The organism is Bradyrhizobium erythrophlei, from assembly GCF_900129505.1.
Lineage (GTDB): Bacteria > Pseudomonadota > Alphaproteobacteria > Rhizobiales > Xanthobacteraceae > Bradyrhizobium > Bradyrhizobium erythrophlei_D.
In genome coordinates, this window is sequence record NZ_LT670818.1 from 5,547,383 (window position 1) to 5,568,048 (window position 20,666).

The following is a 20,666-nucleotide window of genomic DNA, read 5'->3' on the forward strand; positions in this document are numbered from 1 at the left end:
GATCCGGTCGCGCGCGCTTATCCCCGAGCTTGGCGGATGAGGCGTCGGCTGAGATCATCTCCCAGCCAGTCTTCGACATAAAGCCGAAGAACGGCGACGCGGCCGACCGCAAACAGAGGCAGCGCGAGTGCAATTCCCATCACGCCGAACAGGGATCCGCACAGGACGATGGCAACCAATGTCCATGCGGGAGACAATTGCGCTGCTTGACGCTGGATCAGAGGGCCGATCACATAGCCTTCGATAGATTGTATGGCGGTATAGATCCCAATTGCCCAAATTAGCTTTGAAAGACCAAGGGGCATGGCCACCAATGCGACCGGGATGCCGGCTACAATTGGGCCGAGATACGGGACGAAGTTTGACGCGCCGGCCTGCGCGCCAAGAAGAAAGGCACCTGGGATACCCAGCAAATAAAGCGCGAGCCAGACACAGGCGCCCATCAGCACGATCCTAATAAGTTGACCGACAAGCCAGGAGCGAAGAACGCTACCCATTTCATCCAGAACGGCAACCACGCGTTGCCGAGACGAAGGCCTCACCAACAGCACCAGGCCGTCGCGGTACACTCTGGGGTGCAAAGAGAAAAGAAGCCCCAGGAACATCACCACAAGCGTGTTGGCCAAGACGCTGGCCGTTGTTCCGACAGCGGTTTGGGCGTGACCGAACAGTTTGTCGTGATCGGGAAACCAGCGGGAGAGATCGCGGCTGCCCTCCGGACCGAACAAATCAACACCAACGGCCAGCATACGCTGTTGCAGGACCTCAAGCTGGGTATCCATCACGCGGATCAGGAGACTGGCCTGTTCGGGGATTTTCCGCGCACCCCACATGGCACCGACGACTATCAGTCCGGTCAGGATAAGAATCACCAGACTCAATCGCCAGATGCGGCCAATGGGCAAAACCTGGCTGAGTGCGCGAGCACAGCTGTCGAGAAAAGACGCAAGCAGAATGCCTGCGAATATGATGAGAAGGCTCGAAGACGTTCGCCATACGATCAGGATGCCGAGGGCGACGCCCAGTACTGTGAGGGCGTCGGCCAAGGTGAACCGCGGAACAGAATCCTCCGCTCTCGACGAGATCCCACCACGCGAGATGACTTCGGCCTCTTTGCCATGCTTTAGTTCAGTCACTTGGCCCTCGACGTCTGCTTCGTTTCGAGCGGTTGAATGCGATGCTCCGTGCTGCCTCGAGCCAAGTGAAGCGCAAGAGGGCCGGAGCTCCTTTGCGTCGCCCACTCATCGAGGGTCACTGCGCTCCTGCCATCCAGGCGGGGTTTGATGAGACGAATATATCTACGTTTCAAAGCCCGACCAATTTCGCACGGATCGCGTACCGCACCAGCTCGGCGGTCGATGAAACCCCAAGCTTGCGCATCGCCGAGGCGCGATGAGTTTCAACGGTCTTCACGCTGAGGTCCATGACGGCCCCTATGGATCTGTTGGTGTGTCCTTCCGCAATAAGTTGAACAACGTTATGTTCCCGGGAAGATAATTCGATCGCCGGCCTGTCCCTCTTGCTGAGTTGATAATCGTGGAGCAATTTCTCCAATACCAGACTGGAGAAATACGGACGATGTTCAAGAAGCGCCTCGACGGCCGCGATGAGATGGCCCCTTGCGTCTGATTTCAGCAGAAAGCCTCGTACTCCCGCCATGAGGACTTCAGCGAGAATCGCCTCGCTGTCATGCATTGTGAGAATGAGAACTTCCGTGCGCAGATGACTGGATCTAATTCGCCGGCTGACTTCGACCCCGGTCATAAGAGGCATTGAGTAATCGAGAATCGCTACATCCGGTTTCATTTCCTGAGTTCGCACAAATGCGTCCTTGCCGTTGACGGCTTCTCCGCTGACGGCCCAGTCCGCGCGGCTTTCGATGATCGCGCGAAGGCCGGATCTCACGACTTCATGATCGTCTGCAATCAGGATTCGCTTCACAGTGCTGTTTCCGTGGATCCGCTGGCCTCTGATCGACAATTACTTACTGCCCGACGGGTGATCTATTATAAGGGCTTATCCTCGTGGCGATCACCCCACAAAACCCTGAAGCTCCAGGGATGAATATCCCGAGTGATAGTCGGCGCTTGATCCAAGAATCTGCGAGGCTGCATGCGGACGTCCGTCCTGATTAACGCAGCCGGAGTTGGATCGAACCGTGCTTCCAATGTCCGAACTAAGCGGTTTCATGCCTCCAAGAGCTTGTTGCGAACGGCGTATCGGACCAAGCCAGCGGTCGAGCGTACGTTGAGCTTGCGCATGGCGGTAGCTCTGTGCGTTTCCGTAGTTTTGATGCTGAGGCTTAGCAGCGCACTGACTTCCTTGTTGCTGTACCCTTCGGCAATCAATCTGACGATCGTCTCCTCGCGCGGCGAGAGCAGTTGATGCCGGCCGCCATTGCCGCCCGCGATGCCCTTCAATTCGCTCGAAAGCGCGCTGGTGTAAAACGGCTTATGTTGCATCAACGACTCGACGGCAGCCAACAGCAACTTGTTCGCATCGGATTTCAGCAAAAAAGCGTAGGCGCCGGCTTGTACCGCCTGCAATGCCAACTCATGCGAGTCATGCATCGTGAAAATCAGTACTTCCGTCGCGAGTTGACGTTCCCTGATACGCCGTGTGACTTCTACGCCGGTCATGAAAGGCATCGAATAATCGACGATCGCCACGTCCGGCCGCATTTCGATGGCGGCAGCGAGGGCTTGATTGCCGTCGTGCGCCTCAGCAACGACCTCCCAGCCTGGACGCCCTTCCAGCAGGGCACGCAGCCCCGATCTCACCGTTTCATGATCATCAGCTACAAGAATCCGTTTCATGATCCTGCAAACTCCTGGCCGATAGCACTATCGCCGATCGTCGCGGCGGTTCGGATTTCTCCAAATTCCGACCGGCGGGCTCAATTTAGTAGTCTCGCGCACTGGATAGTGATGGCCTGGACGGTTGTGGGGTGGCTGTGGCGTGTGCGCCTCCCTTGGCGCAGGGTAGGGGAGCAGGGCACAGACCGTGGTGCCTCGGCGCAGTCCCGTCGAGGAATGGATTTCGAAGGTACCTCCCAACTGGCGCACCCTGCTTCTCATCCCCGGAATTCCAACACCAAACGAAACGGCCTTGGGTCCGGATTTTGCCTGACCGGTCGGAATCCCGCAGCCATCGTCAATTACACGGAGCCGAACATCATTCCTCCTGGCATCAATGGCGATCGTGACCTGTGTCGCGTGCGCATGCCGGAACACGTTTGTGAGCGCTTCTTGAACAATTCTGAGCAGCGAGCACTGCGTCTCGTAAGGAAATCTGCAGACCTCAGGAGTGATGTCGACAATGCTCCTCAATGAAGTGCGCGCCGAGAATCCGTTTGCGTATTGCTCGATTGTGCTCTTCAAGCCGTCGTTGAGCAGATCTTGGGGGTACAACAAATACGAGAAGGCACGAATTTCCTGAAGCGCCTGGTTAATTGAGGCGTCAATGTCGTCAAAGATTTGCTTTGCTGTGCCTGCATCGCCCGTCGCGTGCCTCAGCCGCAGCAGGTTCAAGCTCGCGGCAATCAAATGCTGGCATGTCGAATCGTGAAGGTCGGACGCGATCCGCTGCTGTATATCTTCCTGAAGCGATAGTAGGCGGACGGCAATATTTTCGTTCGCACGGATTGCCGCGCTTCTCTCTCTATCACCGGTAGTCCTGTCACCGGCGGTCGCGCTCTTCGCCCGAGCGAAACTTCGGCAAGATCCGTATCCGTCTGGGCTCGGCTTTGTTTCCTTCATTGTTTCCGCCAGACAATTGAGACAGGGGAAGGCTGCGTGATCTCCCTAAGGGCAATTGCTCATCGGTCGTCCTGACGAGATGAGTAGAAAACCCCCTCGCCGTCGAGTCAAGCGAAAGGATTGTGGCAACTACTGCGAGTAAGCTTCGGATTTAGCTAAAACAACGCGGCATTTCCGTGGGGTCCGGCATGCTGTTGGCCGCAGCATATCGATGCGGCGGAAGCCGCTCGGGAAGCCCCTAAGCAGTATTATCACTATAGCTGCGGTCAGTACATTTGCTGATAACGGAGGCGCTTTTCCAGGTCCAGACTGATCGCGGTGAATTGATGTATTTCGCCAGGCGACCGGACCACCTCGTAAGCAGGCCGATGATTTGGTGTTGGTCAATCTGGCGATGCCGCAGACCGAAACATTCGCGGCTCACCAAGGGTGGAACCATGCCTACAGGCGTCTGCCGGTCGGTTTTGAATGAAAATCGTGCAAACAGGCAAAATCGTGCAAACAGGTTCGCGTGCATAGCGGCCGCCGCGTTGTCGCTTGCGGCGTGTCAGCGAGAGCCCGAGCCCGCGGTTGCGGGAGCCCGCCCCGTCCGAACCACGACGATCGAGCGCAGCAAGGCTGGCGTGCCGCTCTCGTTTACCGGCCACGTCGAAGCGGAAGACGAAGTAGCATTGGCATTTCGTATTTCGGGCCGGCTCCTCAAGAACGACGGCAATCTCGGAGATCGGGTACAACCGGGGCAAGTGCTGGCGAAGCTCGAACCACAGAACGAGCTGAACACATTGCGGCAGGCGCAGGCGGGTCTGGCGGCCGCGCAGGGGCAGTTGACCCAGGCGCGCAATCATTTCGACCGTCAGGAGACGCTGCTTGGCCAGGGGTGGACGACCCGTGCCAATTTCGACGTTGCAACGCAGGCGCTACAAACCGCTCAATCACAAGTCGATGCAGCCGAGGCGCAGTTGAAGAGCGCACACGATCTGGTGAGCTTCACCGAACTCAAAGCGGACGCGCCCGGTGTCATCACGGGAATCGGTCCGAGCGCCGGGGAAGTTGTCCAGGCCGGGCAGATGATCGCCAGGCTCGCGCGCCAGGACGGCCGCGACGCGGTCTTCGATGTGCCGGCTCAATTGATTCGGTCGGCACCGACTGATCCGCAAATCACGGTGAGCTTGACGGATGACCCCACCGTAACGGCACGTGGGCGTGTCCGCGAGGTTGCAGCGCAAGCCAACGCAGTTACACGGACTTTTGAAGTCAAGGTCGGCCTGACTGATCCGCCGCCTGCGATGCGGCTTGGCGCCACGGTTACCGGACGCATGGAAACGGATGCCGTACCAATCATCGAAATTCCCGCGACGGCGCTGACGAAATCCAATCAGCAGCCCGCCGTCTGGATCGTCGATCCGTCAAGCCGTACGGTTTCAATACGAAATGTCGAGGTATTACGCTTCGAAGAGGCGCAGGTGGTCGTGTCGCAGGGGGTCGACACCGGAGAAATCGTCGTTACAGCAGGCGTGCAGGCTCTGCACCCCGGGCAAAAAGTCCGACTACTTGGGTCAGAGCAATGACCGGCTTCAATCTTTCTGAATGGGCGCTCAACCACCGTTCGCTCGTCGCTTACACGATGATTGTTGCCGTCATTTCCGGTGCTTTGTCTTATTCGCGGCTCGGCCGTAGCGAAGATCCATCCTTCATCATCAAGACGATGGTGGTCCAAGCCAGCTGGCCCGGGGCAACCGTGGAGGAGACCCTGAAGCAGGTCACGGAACGGCTCGAACGCACGCTGGAGGAGACGCCGCATCTGGATTTCCTGCGTAGTTTCACGCGCGCAGGCGTCACGACGATCTTCGTCAATCTGCAAGGCAGCGCGAGCGCGAAGGAAGTCGCCGACACCTGGTATCAGGTCCGCAAAAACATCGGCGATATGCGCCACACGCTGCCGGCGGGCGTCGTCGGTCCGGGCTTCAATGACGATTTCGGCGATACATTCGGAATCATCTACGGTTTCACCAGCGACGGATTTACCCTACGTGAGCTTCGGGATTACGTCGAAAATGTTCGCTCGAGGCTTCTTCTCGTTCCCGACGTATCGAAGATAGAACTGTTAGGAGCCCAGGACGAAAGGATTTTCGTCGAATTTTCGATGAAAGAGCTGGCGAGCCTTGGCATCGACCGTTCGGCGCTGATTTCAGCGCTACAAGCGCAGAACGTAATACGGCCGTCGGGCACGATCCAAACGGGGAGCGAAGATCTTTCGCTTCGGGTATCGGGCGCTTTTCAGTCCGAGCAGGATGTCGCCAATGTCAACTTCGTCGTTGGCGGACGGATACTCCGCCTCAGCGATATCGCGCAGGTACGGCGCGCTTACTCCGATCCTCCTCAACCCCAGTTTCGCGTCAATGGGGAACCCGCCATCGGCTTGGCCATCGCCATGCGCGACGGCGGCGATATTCTCGCGCTCGGCAGGAGCCTCAAGCGCGCTATGGCAAAGATCACCGCAGATCTGCCGATCGGCATCGAGCCGAAGCTCGTCGCGGACCAGGCCGTCACCGTTGAAGCCGCGATCTCCGAATTCATGACGTCGCTGTTGCAAGCGATCGGTATTATCCTGGTTGTGAGTTTCATCAGTCTTGGCATCCGACCGGGATTGATTATCGCGCTTTCCATTCCACTGACACTCGCAATTGTCTTCCCGATCATGAAAATGGCGGGAATCGATATGCAGCGCATATCGCTTGGAGCGCTTATCATAGCTCTGGCGTTGCTGGTTGATGATGCAATGACCACCACAGATGCCACGCTCAGCCGCCTGGCACTGGGTGACGGCAAGGTCGAGGCCGCGACATTTGCTTTCCGAACCTACGCGTTCGCCATGCTGGCGGGCACCCTGGTGACCATTGCCGGCTTCGTGCCGGTTGGCTTTGCGGCAAGCTCCGCGGGGGAATACACGTTTTCGCTCTTCGCGGTGGTCAGTATCGCACTGGTCGTGTCCTGGTTCGTTGCAGTCGTCTTTGCGCCGCTGTTGGGTATCCTGATTCTGAAACCGCCAGAGGCGGCGAATACCGCAACCCCCGGCAAAGTGTTTCTCTTTTATCGCGGTTTCCTGACTTTCGCCATGCGAGCGAAGTGGCTGACGATCGTACTCTCGCTGGCGCTGTTCGCAGGATCCATTCTGGCGCTCCCGCTCATTCCCCGGCAATTCTTCCCGTCGTCGGATCGCCCGGAGCTACTGGCCGACATAAGCCTCCCGCAGAACGCATCGATCTATGCCAGCGAAACGGCCGCGCAGAAGTTTGATGCGTTTCTCAAGGGGGATCCGGACGTAGCGCGGTGGAGCACTTATGTCGGACGCGGCGCAATTCGTTTCTACCTGCCGCTCGATGTTCAATTGCCAAACGACTTTTTCACCCAGTCGGTGATCGTTGCAAAGGACGTAGCGGCACGGGAACGGCTGCGCAAAAAACTGATAGAGTTTCTGGCCGACGAATTTCCGAGTGCGATCGCCCGGGTGTCGCCGCTTGAACTTGGGCCGCCGGTCGGTTGGCCGGTGCAGTATCGCGTCAGCGGTCCCGATGTCAGTGCGGTCCGGGAGATTGCGTTCAATCTGGCCCGGATCGTCGCGTCCAATCCCAAAATTGGAGATGTCGCTTACGATTGGATCGAGCCGGCACGCCAGGTGCGCATTCGCGTCGACCAGGATGAGGCGCGTTTGCTTGGCCTGAGTTCCCAGGCGGTGGGCGCCGTACTGAATGCGGTCCTCTCGGGTATCTCGGTGACCCAGGTGCGCGATGATATTTATCTGGTCGATGTCGTCGTACGAGCGACCGACGAACAGCGTGTCTCGCTTTCAAACCTACGCAGTCTGCAAGTCCCGGTGCCGGGAGGGCGGACAGTGCCGCTCAGTCAGTTTGCGACCTTCGAATACGAGCAGGTACAGCCATTGATATGGCGGCGCGACCTCGTGCCCACGCTGACCGTGCTGGCCGACATCGTTCCGGGGACTCTGCCGGAGACCGTGGTCACAGTACTTTCCCCGTCGGTAGAAACCCTGACAAAGACCCTTCCGGAATCGTACAGCATCGTTGTTGGCGGAACGGTGGAAGAGAGCAAAAAATCGCAGGCGTCTGTCATTGCCGTCGTGCCGATGATGCTCCTCATCATGTTCACCATCCTGATGGTCCAGCTTCAAAGCTTTCACAGGCTGTTTCTGGTCCTCAGCGTGGCACCTCTCGGGCTTATTGGCGTCGTCGCAGCGCTGCTGATATCTGGCAGACCGCTCGGGTTCGTTGCGATCCTCGGCATTCTGGCTCTGGTGGGCATGATCACAAAGAATGCCGTGATTCTGATAGGCCAGATCGATGCCGAGCGGGAGCAAGGCAAAACCGTCTGGGAATCAGCGATTGATGCGAGCAGTTCGCGCTTCCGCCCCATCATGCTGACGGCGGTTTCGACGGTGCTCGGAATGATTCCAATTGCACCAACCGTGTTCTGGGGACCGATGGCGTTTGCGATCATGGGCGGCCTGCTGGTCGCAACCATTCTGACGCTGATCTTTCTGCCCACGTTGTATGTTGTCTGGTTCAAAGGAACTGAGGGCTCGTCAGGGCCCTCCGTCGAGACCGGCATCGATGCCAAACGCGCGTTGCACCAGGCCGCATCCAGGCTCGATTCGGATCTTCAGAAAACATAACCAAGGACGGCTTTGCTTATTTGCCATCGGCTCGGCCAGCCCAATCTGATCCGCTATGAAGGTGCGGTTAAGGTGATTTCCCACCTTTGACCGGGTGATTACCCGATATTCGCGTTCACCCTGAACGTGCAGTCTGCGGATGCCATTTCCAATGCGGTTTCGTTGGAATTGCAGCCGGCCGGCTTTCGTCGGGGTCATCGCCGACCGACAGAGACACCCTCCGAGAGGAGGAACGTCGCTCCTGACCGGCACGGTTCTTCTGCAGACCATCGCGAGCGCGCAGGTTGGCTCCGGGCCGCGCATGGGAGGATTGGAAGGCGCGGCCATGAGCAAGGATGCAGACGAACAAAAGCTGCCGTTGACGACGCTGACCGCCATGGTGGTTGGTGGCATGGTCGGGGCCGGGGTGTTCTCGATACCGCGCAACTTCGCGCAGGCGACCGGCATTTACGGCGCGCTCATTGCCTGGGCTATCGCCGGAGCGGGCATGTTGATGCTGGCGTTCGTGTTTCAGACCCTGGCCAATCGAAAGCCGGATCTCGATGCGGGCGTCTATGCGTATGCGCGGGCCGGCTTCGGGCCTTACGTCGGCTTCTTCTCCGCTTTCGGTTACTGGGCGAGCGCCTGTGTCGGCAACGTATCGTACTGGATCCTCATCAAGTCCACGCTCGGCGCATTTCTTCCCGTTCTGGGACAAGGCAACACGGTCGTCGCAGTTGCGATTTCTTCCGCGGGTGTCTGGGCCTTTCATTTTCTCGTGCTACGCGGAGTCAGGGAAGCCGCAGCAATCAACAAGATCGTGACGATTGCCAAGGTCGTCCCGCTGCTGTTGTTCCTGGTGCTGACGATTTTCTTCCTCAAGCCGGATGTGTTCGTGGCCAATCTTTGGGGAGGCTCGGCTGGAGATTACGGGAACCTCTTCGAACAGGTGAAGTCGACGATGCTTGTGACCGTTTTCGTGTTCCTGGGCATTGAGGGTGCGAGCAATTATTCACGGCTCGCGCAAAGGCGCGAAGACGTAGGTATCGCCACGGTGAGCGGGTTCCTGGGTGTACTTGCCCTGTTCGCATCCGTGTCGATCCTGTCCTACGGTATCCTGCCGCGAACGGAACTCGCGCAACTCCGCCAGCCGTCAGTCGGTGGCGTTCTTGAGGCTGCGGTCGGTCATTGGGGTGCTGTGTTCATCGGCGCCGGGGTTATCGTTTCGGTACTAGGCGCCTACCTGGCCTGGACCCTGATGGCCGCCGAGGTGCTGTCCGTTGCAGCGAAGCGGCAGGACATGCCGGCTTTCCTGGCGCATGAGAACGCCAATCAGGTGCCGTCGTCCGCGCTGCTGATGACCACCCTGCTGATTCAAGTGGTGCTCGTCGCCACATTGTTCTCCGACGATGCCTTCACTTTCGCCTTGTCGTTATGCAGCCACCTGTCGCTGATTCCCTACTTCCTCTCGGCTGCATTTGCATTGATGCTTGTGTTTCGGAAAGAGACTTACGAGAAGGATCCCGGCGACCTCGGCAAAGACGCCATCATCGCGATCCTGGCGACGGTCTACACGATCTTCCTGCTGTTTGCTGGCGGGACGAAGTTCCTGTTGCTCGGATTCATTATCTACGCGCCGGGGACAATCCTCTACTACATCACCCGGAAGGAACTGGGCAAACAACTCTTTACCCCCGCGGAATGGATATTGTTTGGCGTTGCAGTCGTGGGATGCCTTGTCGGCATCCACGGGCTCGTCACCGGTTACATCACGATTTAGTCCAATGCCTGGGAGTCCATCATGGCGAGTACAAAAGACGTCCAACTGGGTGTGCACTCCGAGGTTGGTCAGCTACGAAAGGTAATGGTCTGTGCGCCGGGCCTCGCTCACACCCGCCTGACGCCGTCCAATTGCGATCAGTTGCTGTTCGATGATGTCCTGTGGGTGGATAACGCCAAGCGCGACCACTTCGACTTCGTCACCAAGATGCGCGACAGGGGAATTGAAGTGCTGGATATGCACAACCTGCTCGCCGAAACAGTGGCGGTGCCTGAAGGCAAGAAGTGGATTCTCGACAACCAGGTCGTGCCAAATCAAGTAGGGTTAGGCTTCATCGACGAATTGAAAAGCTATCTTTCCGGCCTCGTCGACCGGAAACTAGCGGAAACGCTGATCGGCGGTCTTTCGACACATGACTTTCCGGAAACGCATGGCGGCGCAGCACTCAAGATGGTCAAGGAGGCGGCAGGTGCGACCGAGTATCTGCTGCCACCGCTGCCCAATACCTTGTATACACGCGACACGACGTGTTGGATCTATGGCGGCGTGACACTCAACGCGCTCTATTGGCCGGCGCGACACGAGGAAACGATCCTCACCACGGCGATCTACAAGTTCCATCCTGATTTCGCAGGTAAGGTCAACGTTTGGTGGGGCGATCCCACGCAGGATCATGGACTAGCCACGCTGGAAGGTGGCGACGTGATGCCCATTGGCAAGGGTGTCGTTCTCATTGGTATGAGCGAACGCACCTCTCGCCAGGCTATCAGCCAGCTCGCGGCGACGCTATTCAAGAAAAAGGCGGCAGAACGCGTGATCGTCGCGGCCATGCCCAAGATACGCGCCGCCATGCACCTCGACACCGTGTTTACTTTCGCTGACCGCGATTGCGTGCTCCTCGCGCCCGACTTTATGAAGCAGACACGCACATTTTCGTATCGCCCAAGCAATGAACCGAGCGGCGTCGAGTTGCATCGCGAGGAAAAGCCTTTTGTCAGCGTTGTTGAGGAAGCGCTTGGGCTGAAGAAACTTCGCGTTGTTGAGGCCGGTGGCACCGACTACCAACGCGAGCGGACGCAATGGGACAGTGGTGCCAACCTTGTTTGCGCGTCGCCAGGTGTCGTGTACGCCTATGATCGCAACACCTATACCAACACGCTCCTGCGCAAGGAAGGCATCGAAGTCATAACTATCGTCGGCGCAGAACTGGGTCGCGGGCGCGGAGGTGGACACTGCATGACCTGCCCGATTAGCCGCGATGCGGCGGACTACTGAGGTTGGGTTGATAATTGACCGGCTGGACAGCGATGACATGGCGGTCACTTCGTCTGCTGCGGGACACGGAGATTCCTGACTATGACGAAGTTCCCGTTTAAGCTGACTTTCGTTCCCTCATTCGCACCTCGACCAGATCTACCAATCGGTGGCATCTCCGGTGACCCGCGCAGGCGCGCGAAGCATGACGAAGTTTGCGAACAGCCGGTTGAAAAAGGGTTCCGCCCGGGACGACCGCTGGGGATGTGATTTGTTTGCAACGCAACCTGGCGAATTTGGTCATGAGTCGCCCTTATTGTTTGACAGGCGACTCGCTGGGCGTAACGTAAACAAACCTCGGCAACCACTGGTGGTTCCAATGCGGGGATCTAGAGGTCTGCTACCGATTTTGGGGTTGTTCTGCGCGAGCGGGGCGTTTGCCGCTGACTTGGATCTGACCGAGGCCAAGGGCATCCCTTACACGGCGATGACCCCGACCTGGAGCGTCGTTGGATCGTTGTCGCCAACCTATACCGACAACGCTCTCTTCAGCCGTGATGACCGGCGCCGAGATGTCTTTTATGAGCCCGACGTAAGTGCGAGGCTGGACGGAAATTTGTCTCCCGACCTGTCCTACCGTCTCTACGCCAGAGCGCAATTCGAATCATTTGCAACAGAGCATGACGGCAATGCCGCGATCGCTCGTCTGGGAGCGCGACTAACAGAAAATCTCAACGGCTGGAGAATAACCGGTATCTACGAAAACCGGTATGACTACGACGGTATCTTTCGCGATCTAGCATTCATCTCTAACGACGTGAGCGGTTCGGTATCGCGCGACTTCACCTTTGGCAGGGTGACGTTATCGCCGCTGGTCCTGCTGACTTACCGGTTCTCTGATCTCGCCGAGGCCCGGCGCTGGAGGCTCGATGGGTTGGTCGGCATCGAGGTGCACCTTGATTCGAAGTGGTCCGTCGTCAGCACGCCGTTCATCGAAGCGTTTTGGTTCACCGACGGCCTGAACAGGGGCCGGCAAGATCAAATCTATTCCACATCTCTTGGGTTGAAATACAATATCAGCAGCAACGTTTCCCTTACTACCAGCACCATCTATGAAGTGCGATCATCGAACGTGGCCGTTCGTCGCTACACCGATTTCCAGATCGGTCCCAGGCTCGACTTCGCCTTTTGAATTGCCAGCAACAGGAAATGCAAATGAAAACGTTGAGTGTTGTGATTGGCGCCCTAGCGTTGTTGTGCTTGGCGTCCCCCGTTACGGCGGATCCCCGTGATTCCGTCGACCGTGGTGACAGACTGGACAGAGATGCCATCCGGGACGATGTCCGTATCAACCGCCTCAAGGTGCCCCAGCATCCCTTGTCCGCCGAACAGCCGCAGGTGCAGCAGGAACCCACCGCGACTTCCAGGGCGAAGCAAAAAAAATCAAGGAAAGACGGAGAAGTTCATTAGCTCGGCGGCCGTTGTGCTCGTCTGATGCCGTCAGCATGTGACAAGCGCCGTCGCGAAGCAACCGCAGGCCGGTAGCGATAATCGCGCAATGGGGCCAGGCAAGCGTTCGGAGTCGATCGTGAGCGCTCCAGGAGCCGAAGTTCGAAATGTTGGCGCGCCAAGCATGCTTGCGAGTGCGCTGTCCCGGGCTGTCGCATTTTTTAGTCTCTGGCTGCTGTTAACCTCTGCCGCCCCCGCCGATCTTGTGGCCGGATTACTGGCTGCTGTTGCGGCAAGCTGGGTAAGTCTACGATTGATGCCCGCGGAGCAGGGGGGTCTGCGTCCCGTTTCCTTCGTCAAATTTCTGTTGCACTTTCTGCGCCAGTCGATCGGTGCCGGGACGGAGGTCGCGTTGCTGGCGCTTCATCCTCGGCTGTCGTTGCGCGCCGGCTTTGTGATCTATCAGCCTCACCTTCCGCCCGGCACGAGGAGAAATGTGTTCTGCGCCATTACGAGCTTGATGCCGGGCACACTTCCTTGCGGTTCGGCCGATGACAACGGGCTTACCATCCATTGCCTTGACGTGACGCAGCCGGTGCTCGAGCAATTGTCTGCGGAGGAAAGGTTATGCATCCAAACACTCGGGGAGGGACCAAGGGATGGATAGTTTCCTGTTGCTCGTCGCCAGCTTCGTTTTCGTGATGGTCGCAAGCGGTTTGATCATAATTCTTCAGCGGCCAGGCGAGGTTGACCGCCTCATGGCAGCGCAGTTGCTGGGCACCGGCGGCGTGGCCATACTTCTAATACTGGCCATTGCGACGAAGGTCGCAGCAATCGTGGATGTTGCATTGATGCTAGCCCTGTTTGCCGCATTCGCGGCGGTCGCGTTCGTCCGGGACCTATCCGATCCACAGAATACCGCGCAAAGGCAATGAGCGACACATGGACCTCGTGCTTGACTTATTCACCATTTTCACCCTCTCGGCGGGAGCGCTGTTCTTCCTGGCCGGGACGTGCGGCTTGATCCGCTTCCCGAACCCGCTGACACGTCTGCACGCATTGACCAAGGTGGACAATCTCGGTCTCGGTCTTGTGGTTCTGGGATTGTTGCCACAGGCGGATGGGCCGGTCGGCGCTTTGAAGCTGGTGAGTATCTGGCTACTCGTCCAATTGTCGGGCGCTATTGTGACACAGCTCATCGCAGGTGCCGTTCGAGAACGGGGACCACGTGAATGACAATCCTGTTTTTCACCGATGTTGGTCTTGTCGTGCTGGTCTTGGCGATCGGCGCTTCGACGATCTTTGCCCGAAAAGCGTTTGACGCCACTATCGCGTTCGTCGTCTATGGATTGCTGCTGGCCATTGTCTGGGTCAGGCTCGCCGCAATCGACGTAGCGCTGACGGAGGCGGCAATCGGTGGCGGAATGACCGGAATGTTGCTGCTGGGTGCGGTCGCGCGCTCGCGCTCTGCCGAACCCGACAACAGCCGGATCGGTCTGCCAGTTCGACTGGCAGCAGCTTTTTTCTGTGCACTGGTCGGGGCCGGCCTCGCAGGGGCGCTGCTGCTGCCGCCCAAGGTCATCCCCACGCTCGCACCGGCGGTGATGGAAAACCTGGTCCATACCGGGCTCGGGAATCCAGTCGCCGGCGTTCTGTTCGCTTACCGTGCGCTCGACACGATGCTCGAGAAGGTGGTTCTGCTGCTCGCCTTGCTTGGTGTGTGGTCGCTGACGCCGAATCATGCGTGGAACGGGATACCCGGTCTGCGTGTCTATGAATGGCCAAACAGCACGCTGAGGTTTCTTGCTCAACTCTTGCCGCCGGTGGGAATGGTGGTGGGAATTTATATGTGCTGGGTCGGAGCGAACGACCCCGGAGGCGCCTTTCAAGGTGGCACCATACTCGCCGCGATGTGGCTCCTCGTTATCATCGCGCGCCTGAAGGAAGCGCCTTCAATCGGGCAACCCTGGTTGCGCTTTGGGCTCGTCCTTGGACCGATCGTCTTCCTCGCGGTCGGGCTTGCCGGGGTCGTGCTGGCCAATGCCTTTCTCGCTTATCCGCCGGGCTATGCCAAACCATTGATTGTCGCGATTGAAGTCGCACTGACGGTCTCGATCGCCGGCGCACTCGCCATGTTGGCCGCAGGCCCGCCGAAACAGGTGCAACAATGAGTGACGCAACGTTGTTCGGGTTATGCGGTTCAGCGCTGGCAAGCCTCGGGCTGTACGGGCTCGTCACAAATCCCGAGCCGTTGCGAAAGATACTTGCGTTCAATCTGCTGGGCAGCGGGGTTTTTCTGATATTTGGCTACATATCCGGAAGGGCCGCAGCGGCTGGATTTCCGGGCGATCCGGTCCCTCAGGCGATGGTCATTACCGCAATCGTTGTCGCGTTCGCGGCAACGGCGTTGGCTGTCGCTTTGGTACTGCGCCTTCTGGAGGAAGCAGGCCGCGCGACGCTCGGCTCGGACATTCCCGTAAGCGCAAGTACGGACAGAGACAACTCCTGACCGCGGACGAAATAGCTTGCCCGACGCGACAACGAGCGGTGGATACCTCCTTATTCTGGCGATCGTATTGCCGGTTGCGGCAGTCCTATCGTCGCTGGTCGTCGGCGGTCGGCAGGTTGAACGGGTTGCGTTGATCGTTCTCCCCTGCAACCTCATCGTGGCTTCCGTCATCTTTGCTGATTTGTGGCAGAGCGGCCGTCCGCTGGTTTACGTCGTGGGAGACTGGCAAGCCCCGCTCGGCATTACGTTGCGCGCGGACGGACTTTCGGCGGCGATGATGGTAACGATGGCCGTCGTCATCTGCGCAATCGGCATATTTGCGCACGCCGACTTCGATAGCCGCGCCCAGCCCTTCGAGACACGTGCGCCATTCGTGTTCTGGATACTGCTGATGGCGATCGGGTGCGCGATGAATTTGATTTTCCTGGGCGGAGATCTGTTCACGTTGTACGTCGCGCTGGAGCTGTTGACCTTTGCCGCGGTACCGCTCGTCTGCCTCGATGGCCGCGTGGAGACATTGCAGGCCGCGCTGCGATATCTGCTCTTTGCCCTGCTCGGCTCCATTCTGTATCTGGTTGGAACGGCATTGCTGTACGGCAGTTATGCGACCCTGGACATCGTTCTGCTGTCTCAACGCGTTCATATGGAGACCGCGACGCTCATCGCTGCAGTGCTGATGACTGTTGGGCTCTTCGCCAAAACCGCACTGTTCCCGCTTCACCTTTGGCTTCCGCCGGCCCATGCCGGTGCTCCGGCGTCCGCAAGCGCCGTTCTTTCCGCGGTCGTAGTGAAGGGGTCATTTTTGCTCGTCGTCCGGCTTTGGTTCGGCGTGATGCCAGGCATGCTCGGTTTCGCCGGCGCGCAACTCGTCGGTGCCATGGGCGCAGGTGCGATTGTATTCGGCAGTGTCGTCGCGCTGCAGCAGAAGCGACTTAAACTCCTGGTCGCCTATTCCACGGTCGCGCAGATCGGCTACCTTTTCCTGATGTTTCCTCTCGCTTTCGACCCGGTCTCAACGCAACTTCAAAGTAACGAGGCTCTAACCGGCGGCATGCTTCTGGCGATATCGCATGCGACGGCGAAAGCCGCCATGTTCATGGCGGCCGGACTTATCTACGCTGCGCTCGGACATGATCGCGTCGCTGAGCTCGCAGGAGCCGCGCGCGCGCTTCCGATGACGATATTTGCGTTCGCGCTTGGTGGGGTGTGCCTGATCGGCTTGCCGCCGAGTGGCGGCTTTTTGGCGAAGTGGCTGTTGTTGGACGCGGCAGTCGCAAGCGGCGGATGGCCATGGGCGCTGGTGGTGCTTGTGGGGGGCTTATTCACAAGCGGGTACATGTTCATCGTTCTTTCTCGTGCCTACCGATCCCCATGCGAACCGCTGAAGCTGCGCGTAGCCGTGCCGAAGTATCGAGAGGCGGCAGTGCTGACATTGGCCGTGTTCTCATTGTTGCTGGGCCTCGTCGTGCTCGGCCCGGTTGATGTGTTGCAGGTTCGCTCTGGGGCAATGATGGCAGCACTGCGATGATGGATTCACGGATCTTTCTGGCGGGGGCGTTCGTGGTTCCGCTCGGAATGCTGCTGGCATGCGTCTGGCCAAGGGCGCTGGACAGAATGCTCTTTTGCCTGCCGTTCGCCCCGATGCCCGCGCTTGCCGCCGTATTTATTGTAGCGGACGATTCTCAGCTACTGATGGGTTCAACGCGCCTGCACCTGAGTTTCGCCCTCGACCTTCCTGGGGCTCTGCTGCTTGGGGCTGCGGCGCTGTTGTGGATCGCATCAGGTGCTTACGCCCAGCCCTATCTTAGATCCCGGCCCAACCAGGGACGATTCGTTGTGTGCTGGCTGATGACGCTGACAGGCTGTATCGGCGTATTTCTGGCAGCCGACATGGTGGGCTTTTATTTCCTTCTTGCGCTGATGACGCTCGGAGCCTGTGGTCTCGTCATCTACCGCGAAACGCCTCGCGCGTGGCGCGCCGGCGCGATCTATATCGGGCTCGGGCTGCTGGCGGAATCATTGCTGCTCACGGCATTTGTGATGCTGGCCGCACAAATCCCGGGTGATAGTCTGTTGATCCGCGACGCCGCTGCAGCGTTGCCGATCTCGCCTCATCGTGACCTGATACTTGCGTTGTTGATAGCCGGCTTCGGCATGAAGGCGGGTCTCGTACCATTTCATTTTTGGATGCCACTGGCGTACCGAGCGGCGCCGACGCCGGCCTCCGCGGTGTTGAGTGGTGCGGTTGTCAAAGCAAGCGTTCTTGGAATGATCCGCTTTCTGCCGTTCGAATCTGCGATAGCCGGCTGGGGTACGGTGCTTGCTGCCGCTGGGCTCTTCTCCGCCATCTACGGCGTTGTCATCGGGATCACGCAGCGCAATCCCAAAGTCGTGCTGGCGTATTCGAGCGTGAGCCAGATGGGCTTCATGGTGGCGGTCCTTGGCATGGGAATGATCGCAGGTGATGGCCGCGCGGCGCTGGCAACCGCCTTCTATGCTACGAACCACATTCTGGTCAAAGGTGCGCTGTTCCTCTCCGTGGGTGTGATCGCCGCAACGGGAAGAAAATATTTGTGGCCGACGCTCTTGCCGACGGCGCTAATTGCCTTTGGCCTTGGCGGGTTGCCGCTTACTGGCGGCGGCTTGGCGAAACTCGTGGTCGACGGTCCGCTGGGCGACGGCACTGCAAACAAGATTGCAACTGTTTCCGCAGTCGGCACGACGGTGCTGATGCTGCAATTCTTGCGCAGCTTACGGAACAGCATGTCACATGATCCGGAGGCGAAAGCGGCCGCAGCGCTCGTCGTGCCCTGGCTGGCGATCGCCGCGGGATCGATCATCATGCCCTGGACCCTTCTTATGGCGATCCCGCGCGGGACGCTGCCCGACCCGCTTGCGCCGGCGATGGTCTGGAAAGCGCTTTGGCCGGTTTTGGTCGGCGCTGCACTGGCGATCGCGCTATGGCAGCGGGCGCGTTGGCTAGAGCGCATGCCTCAAGGAGAGATCATGGTGGCGGAAAGCCGCACGGCGAAGGGAGCGGCTGCGTGCGGCAGCGCAGTGGAGCGAATGGACAGAGCTCTTCGGTCCTGGCCGGTGGCCGGCGTATCGCTGCTTATTCTGGTGATAGCTTTAGGGGCGGCCGTCTTGGTGCGGTAGAGAGTCGTTCGCAGATCGGGAAATTTGAGCGCAATACCGCGGAAGTGCGAAGCGGCCGCGCCAGTGTAAGCACGTCATCATGCGCTTCTGACGACGAGAAGGCTCTTGGCCGGGTTCCGAATGCTTGTTGCTCTGAAAGAGCTCCCGCCCCCGGCCGAAGTCGGAGGCGGGAGCAAGTCTGGGAGGAGCCGCGGAAGGGCATCGGGCTAGGCGCGACCACGAATCTATCGAGCACCCTCTGTGATGAGACTCGCGACTGCGCCGTATATCGTCCTTGGACGTCGGTGTCGTCCGTCGTTATCAAGGTATCGCTTTCGGTGCAGTCCCAGGGCAGCTCGACGCTTCAGCGCCGGCCGCAAGCCTGACGTCACCTGTCGCGGCTCTCCGAATTAACGTCCGGCCGTCTCGTCGAACAATCGGGTTATTCATCCCGGCATTTCAGGGTAATTCCGGATCAACTTTCGCGTGCCTGGCGCTAGGTTATGTGTGCAGCATTGCAGGTGCGCAGCGGTAACATCCCGCCGCCTTGGCGTTAGGTGCCAAGCATTTCGATCGGCGTATCACGTCGGACAACCTTGGAGCCGTTATCGGTCGAAGCCCAAATCGGATGAATTGGGCGTCAGGGGCAACGAGCGCTGCTCCGAGATCGATCGAAGCGGTGCTGCACGAATTTCGCTTTTGACTCGTAGCGGACGGATACAACTCGGAAAAAGGAAAACGATCGTGCTGTTTCAAGGCGGATTCACATTCACCAATTTCGTGGCCGACGCATTCGCGGTGTTTATGTTGGTCTTGTGGTTTTGGTTGTTCATAACCGTCGCCGGCGATCTCTTTCGCCGCGATGACGTCTCGGGAATTGGCAAGGTGTGTTGGGTAATCCTGCTTATCATCCTGCCTTACGTCGGCATTTTCGCATATCTGCTGACGCAAGGGCGGGGCATGGCGGGGAGGGATCAGGCGCGAGCCAGGCAGATCCAGGAAGATTTACGCAAGACCTTCGGCTTCAGCGTGGCCGACGAGATCGAGAAATTGAATCGATTGAAATCGGCTGGATCGATTTCGGCGGAGGAATACGGGCGCCTCAGAGCACGCCTGGTACAGTAACAACATCTGACTCTTGACGTGCCGGATATCGCTCTGGTCGACAGCAGCGTTTGGGCTGCAAGCCCGCGAACGCCCGCTAAGGCCTGCGTTTCCACCGTACCGGGAGGGCGGAGGCTGTGGCGATCGGCTCCTGTTTGTCAGGATTGCCATGCTCATTTCGGAGTCGGGCGTCAGGATGGACCGGCAAGTTGCCGAGGGTTTTCCCCGATGGCGCAGGTTGCAAAAAAAGCGTTTCATCAAAGCTGCTGCCGATGATCGTTATCGGCCGCCCAATTCCATTCTCAGCGCGCGAGGAGTAATCGTATGTCCGATCTTATTGCGATCGTTTATCCGTCGGAAGCCAAAGCCGAGGATGTCCGTCAACGACTGTTGAAAATGCAGAAGGAGTATCTGATCAAGGTTAGCGACGCTGTGATCGCCGTAAAAACGGAAGCGGGGCCGGTCAAGTTGAATCAGCTTGTCAATACGGCGGCCATGGGCGCTGCCTCGGGCAGCTTTTGGGGGCTCCTGATAGGTGTCCTCTTCCTAAATCCCATAATTGGCGTGGCGCTGGGTGCAGCGTCCGGCGCCCTTGGCGGGGCGCTGACAGACTACGGCATCAATGATGCCTTCATGAAGGAACTTTCGGAAAACCTTCAGCCCGGTAATGCAGCGCTTTTCGTGCTGATCCATGAAATGACCGCGGACAAGGTGCTCAAGGGAATTCAGGACGCCGGCGGCACTGTCCTGAAAACATCGCTCAACGACTCCAAGGAACAGGCTCTTCGCGACGCGCTTGCAAAAGCGACGTCGGCAGCGCCCGAAGCTGCAAGTCCGGCCTAACGCGCGCGAGCGCGCTTCCGGACCAAGTTGGGCAACGAGGCCAATGGACGATGACCAGGTTTCATCGCTGCTTGCCTTCTTCCCGTCTGGATTACAAGGCCAGCGCCGCCTTGCCCCTCAGCCGTTTACTTCGGAGCGAAACTGAACACTTTCATGGCTTGGTAC

The 20,666-nt window shown here is 58.7% G+C and carries 19 protein-coding genes; 15 read left to right on the forward strand and 4 right to left on the reverse strand.

What is annotated here, in order from left to right:
• Nucleotides 1–17: 17 nt before the first annotated feature.
• The 4 genes from B5525_RS25490 to B5525_RS25505 all read right to left on the reverse strand — a co-directional run bounded on the left by B5525_RS25490 (nucleotide 18) and on the right by B5525_RS25505 (nucleotide 3,758).
• Entirely contained in the window at nucleotides 18–1,136 is a 1,119-nt protein-coding gene (locus tag B5525_RS25490; protein WP_079568480.1) for an AI-2E family transporter, read from the reverse strand.
• A gap of 169 nt (nucleotides 1,137–1,305) precedes the next feature.
• Nucleotides 1,306–1,941: a response regulator transcription factor gene (locus B5525_RS25495; protein ID WP_079573769.1), complete on the reverse strand. Its 636-nt coding sequence runs from the start codon at nucleotides 1,939–1,941 to the stop codon at nucleotides 1,306–1,308.
• 245 nt (nucleotides 1,942–2,186) lie between these two features.
• Nucleotides 2,187–2,816, reverse strand: coding sequence for a response regulator (locus tag B5525_RS25500; RefSeq protein WP_079568481.1), 630 nt, complete (start codon nucleotides 2,814–2,816; stop codon nucleotides 2,187–2,189).
• A 27-nt stretch (nucleotides 2,817–2,843) separates the two neighbouring features.
• Nucleotides 2,844–3,758, reverse strand: a complete 915-nt coding sequence (locus B5525_RS25505) for a sensor histidine kinase (protein ID WP_079568482.1) — start codon at nucleotides 3,756–3,758, stop codon at nucleotides 2,844–2,846.
• Nucleotides 3,759–4,195: 437 nt separating this feature from the next.
• On the opposite strand from B5525_RS25505, the gene B5525_RS25510 reads away from it, so the two are divergent.
• The 15 genes from B5525_RS25510 to B5525_RS25580 all read left to right on the forward strand — a co-directional run bounded on the left by B5525_RS25510 (nucleotide 4,196) and on the right by B5525_RS25580 (nucleotide 20,501).
• On the forward strand, nucleotides 4,196–5,326 hold the full coding sequence (locus B5525_RS25510; protein WP_079568483.1) for an efflux RND transporter periplasmic adaptor subunit: 1,131 nt from the start codon (nucleotides 4,196–4,198) through the stop codon (nucleotides 5,324–5,326).
• Nucleotides 5,323–8,448 (forward strand): efflux RND transporter permease subunit, encoded by a 3,126-nt coding sequence (locus B5525_RS25515; protein ID WP_079568484.1) that lies wholly within the window; start codon nucleotides 5,323–5,325, stop codon nucleotides 8,446–8,448. The genes B5525_RS25510 and B5525_RS25515 overlap by 4 nt, the downstream gene beginning before the upstream one ends.
• Nucleotides 8,449–8,773: 325 nt before the next feature.
• Nucleotides 8,774–10,207 carry a basic amino acid/polyamine antiporter gene (locus B5525_RS25520; RefSeq protein WP_079573771.1) on the forward strand — a complete coding sequence of 478 codons (1,434 nt, stop codon included), beginning with the start codon at nucleotides 8,774–8,776 and terminating at the stop codon, nucleotides 10,205–10,207.
• A 21-nt stretch (nucleotides 10,208–10,228) separates the two neighbouring features.
• Nucleotides 10,229–11,482 (forward strand): arginine deiminase, encoded by a 1,254-nt coding sequence (gene arcA / locus B5525_RS25525; RefSeq protein ID WP_079568485.1) that lies wholly within the window; start codon nucleotides 10,229–10,231, stop codon nucleotides 11,480–11,482.
• A gap of 184 nt (nucleotides 11,483–11,666) precedes the next feature.
• Nucleotides 11,667–12,653, forward strand: a complete 987-nt coding sequence (locus B5525_RS25530) for an outer membrane beta-barrel protein (protein WP_244567575.1) — start codon at nucleotides 11,667–11,669, stop codon at nucleotides 12,651–12,653.
• Nucleotides 12,654–12,676: 23 nt separating this feature from the next.
• Complete coding sequence (locus B5525_RS25535; RefSeq protein WP_154073419.1) at nucleotides 12,677–12,931, forward strand: hypothetical protein; 255 nt, start codon at nucleotides 12,677–12,679, stop codon at nucleotides 12,929–12,931.
• Nucleotides 12,932–13,094: 163 nt separating this feature from the next.
• Nucleotides 13,095–13,577 (forward strand): Na+/H+ antiporter subunit E, encoded by a 483-nt coding sequence (locus tag B5525_RS25540; protein WP_172899965.1) that lies wholly within the window; start codon nucleotides 13,095–13,097, stop codon nucleotides 13,575–13,577.
• The gene (locus tag B5525_RS25545; RefSeq protein ID WP_079568489.1) at nucleotides 13,570–13,845 is read left to right on the forward strand and encodes a monovalent cation/H+ antiporter complex subunit F; all 276 of its coding nucleotides are present in this window, start codon (nucleotides 13,570–13,572) and stop codon (nucleotides 13,843–13,845) included. Before B5525_RS25540 ends, B5525_RS25545 begins: the two co-directional genes overlap by 8 nt.
• A gap of 7 nt (nucleotides 13,846–13,852) precedes the next feature.
• Nucleotides 13,853–14,146: a monovalent cation/H(+) antiporter subunit G gene (locus B5525_RS25550; protein ID WP_079568490.1), complete on the forward strand. Its 294-nt coding sequence runs from the start codon at nucleotides 13,853–13,855 to the stop codon at nucleotides 14,144–14,146.
• Nucleotides 14,143–15,081, forward strand: a complete 939-nt coding sequence (locus B5525_RS25555; RefSeq protein ID WP_079568491.1) for a Na(+)/H(+) antiporter subunit B — start codon at nucleotides 14,143–14,145, stop codon at nucleotides 15,079–15,081. Before B5525_RS25550 ends, B5525_RS25555 begins: the two co-directional genes overlap by 4 nt.
• The gene (locus B5525_RS25560; protein ID WP_079568492.1) at nucleotides 15,078–15,419 is read left to right on the forward strand and encodes an NADH-quinone oxidoreductase subunit K; all 342 of its coding nucleotides are present in this window, start codon (nucleotides 15,078–15,080) and stop codon (nucleotides 15,417–15,419) included. The genes B5525_RS25555 and B5525_RS25560 overlap by 4 nt, the downstream gene beginning before the upstream one ends.
• Before the next feature lie 16 nt (nucleotides 15,420–15,435).
• On the forward strand, nucleotides 15,436–16,947 hold the full coding sequence (locus tag B5525_RS25565) for a complex I subunit 5 family protein (protein WP_079568493.1): 1,512 nt from the start codon (nucleotides 15,436–15,438) through the stop codon (nucleotides 16,945–16,947).
• Between the two features lie 32 nt (nucleotides 16,948–16,979).
• Nucleotides 16,980–18,575, forward strand: a complete 1,596-nt coding sequence (locus tag B5525_RS25570) for a complex I subunit 5 family protein (RefSeq protein ID WP_172899966.1) — start codon at nucleotides 16,980–16,982, stop codon at nucleotides 18,573–18,575.
• A gap of 723 nt (nucleotides 18,576–19,298) precedes the next feature.
• Entirely contained in the window at nucleotides 19,299–19,679 is a 381-nt protein-coding gene (locus B5525_RS25575) for a PLD nuclease N-terminal domain-containing protein (protein WP_154073421.1), read from the forward strand.
• Between the two features lie 303 nt (nucleotides 19,680–19,982).
• Nucleotides 19,983–20,501: a DUF1269 domain-containing protein gene (locus B5525_RS25580; RefSeq protein ID WP_079568495.1), complete on the forward strand. Its 519-nt coding sequence runs from the start codon at nucleotides 19,983–19,985 to the stop codon at nucleotides 20,499–20,501.
• The last annotated feature ends 165 nt before the right edge of the window (nucleotides 20,502–20,666 follow it).

Bases quoted from the DNA above. Each gene is read 5' to 3' on its own strand.
- B5525_RS25500 (WP_079568481.1), bottom strand. From the start codon at position 2,816: ATGAAACGGATTCTTGTAGCTGATGATCATGAAACGGTGAGATCGGGG.
- B5525_RS25540 (WP_172899965.1), top strand. From the start codon at position 13,095: ATGCTTGCGAGTGCGCTGTCCCGGGCTGTCGCATTTTTTAGTCTCTGG.
- B5525_RS25520 (WP_079573771.1), top strand. From the start codon at position 8,774: ATGAGCAAGGATGCAGACGAACAAAAGCTGCCGTTGACGACGCTGACC.
- B5525_RS25510 (WP_079568483.1), top strand. From the start codon at position 4,196: ATGCCTACAGGCGTCTGCCGGTCGGTTTTGAATGAAAATCGTGCAAAC.
- B5525_RS25555 (WP_079568491.1), top strand. From the start codon at position 14,143: ATGACAATCCTGTTTTTCACCGATGTTGGTCTTGTCGTGCTGGTCTTG.
- B5525_RS25560 (WP_079568492.1), top strand. From the start codon at position 15,078: ATGAGTGACGCAACGTTGTTCGGGTTATGCGGTTCAGCGCTGGCAAGC.
- B5525_RS25545 (WP_079568489.1), top strand. From the start codon at position 13,570: ATGGATAGTTTCCTGTTGCTCGTCGCCAGCTTCGTTTTCGTGATGGTC.
- arcA (WP_079568485.1), top strand. From the start codon at position 10,229: ATGGCGAGTACAAAAGACGTCCAACTGGGTGTGCACTCCGAGGTTGGT.
- B5525_RS25530 (WP_244567575.1), top strand. From the start codon at position 11,667: ATGACGAAGTTTGCGAACAGCCGGTTGAAAAAGGGTTCCGCCCGGGAC.
- B5525_RS25550 (WP_079568490.1), top strand. From the start codon at position 13,853: ATGGACCTCGTGCTTGACTTATTCACCATTTTCACCCTCTCGGCGGGA.
- B5525_RS25535 (WP_154073419.1), top strand. From the start codon at position 12,677: ATGAAAACGTTGAGTGTTGTGATTGGCGCCCTAGCGTTGTTGTGCTTG.
- B5525_RS25505 (WP_079568482.1), bottom strand. From the start codon at position 3,758: ATGAAGGAAACAAAGCCGAGCCCAGACGGATACGGATCTTGCCGAAGT.
- B5525_RS25580 (WP_079568495.1), top strand. From the start codon at position 19,983: ATGTCCGATCTTATTGCGATCGTTTATCCGTCGGAAGCCAAAGCCGAG.
- B5525_RS25515 (WP_079568484.1), top strand. From the start codon at position 5,323: ATGACCGGCTTCAATCTTTCTGAATGGGCGCTCAACCACCGTTCGCTC.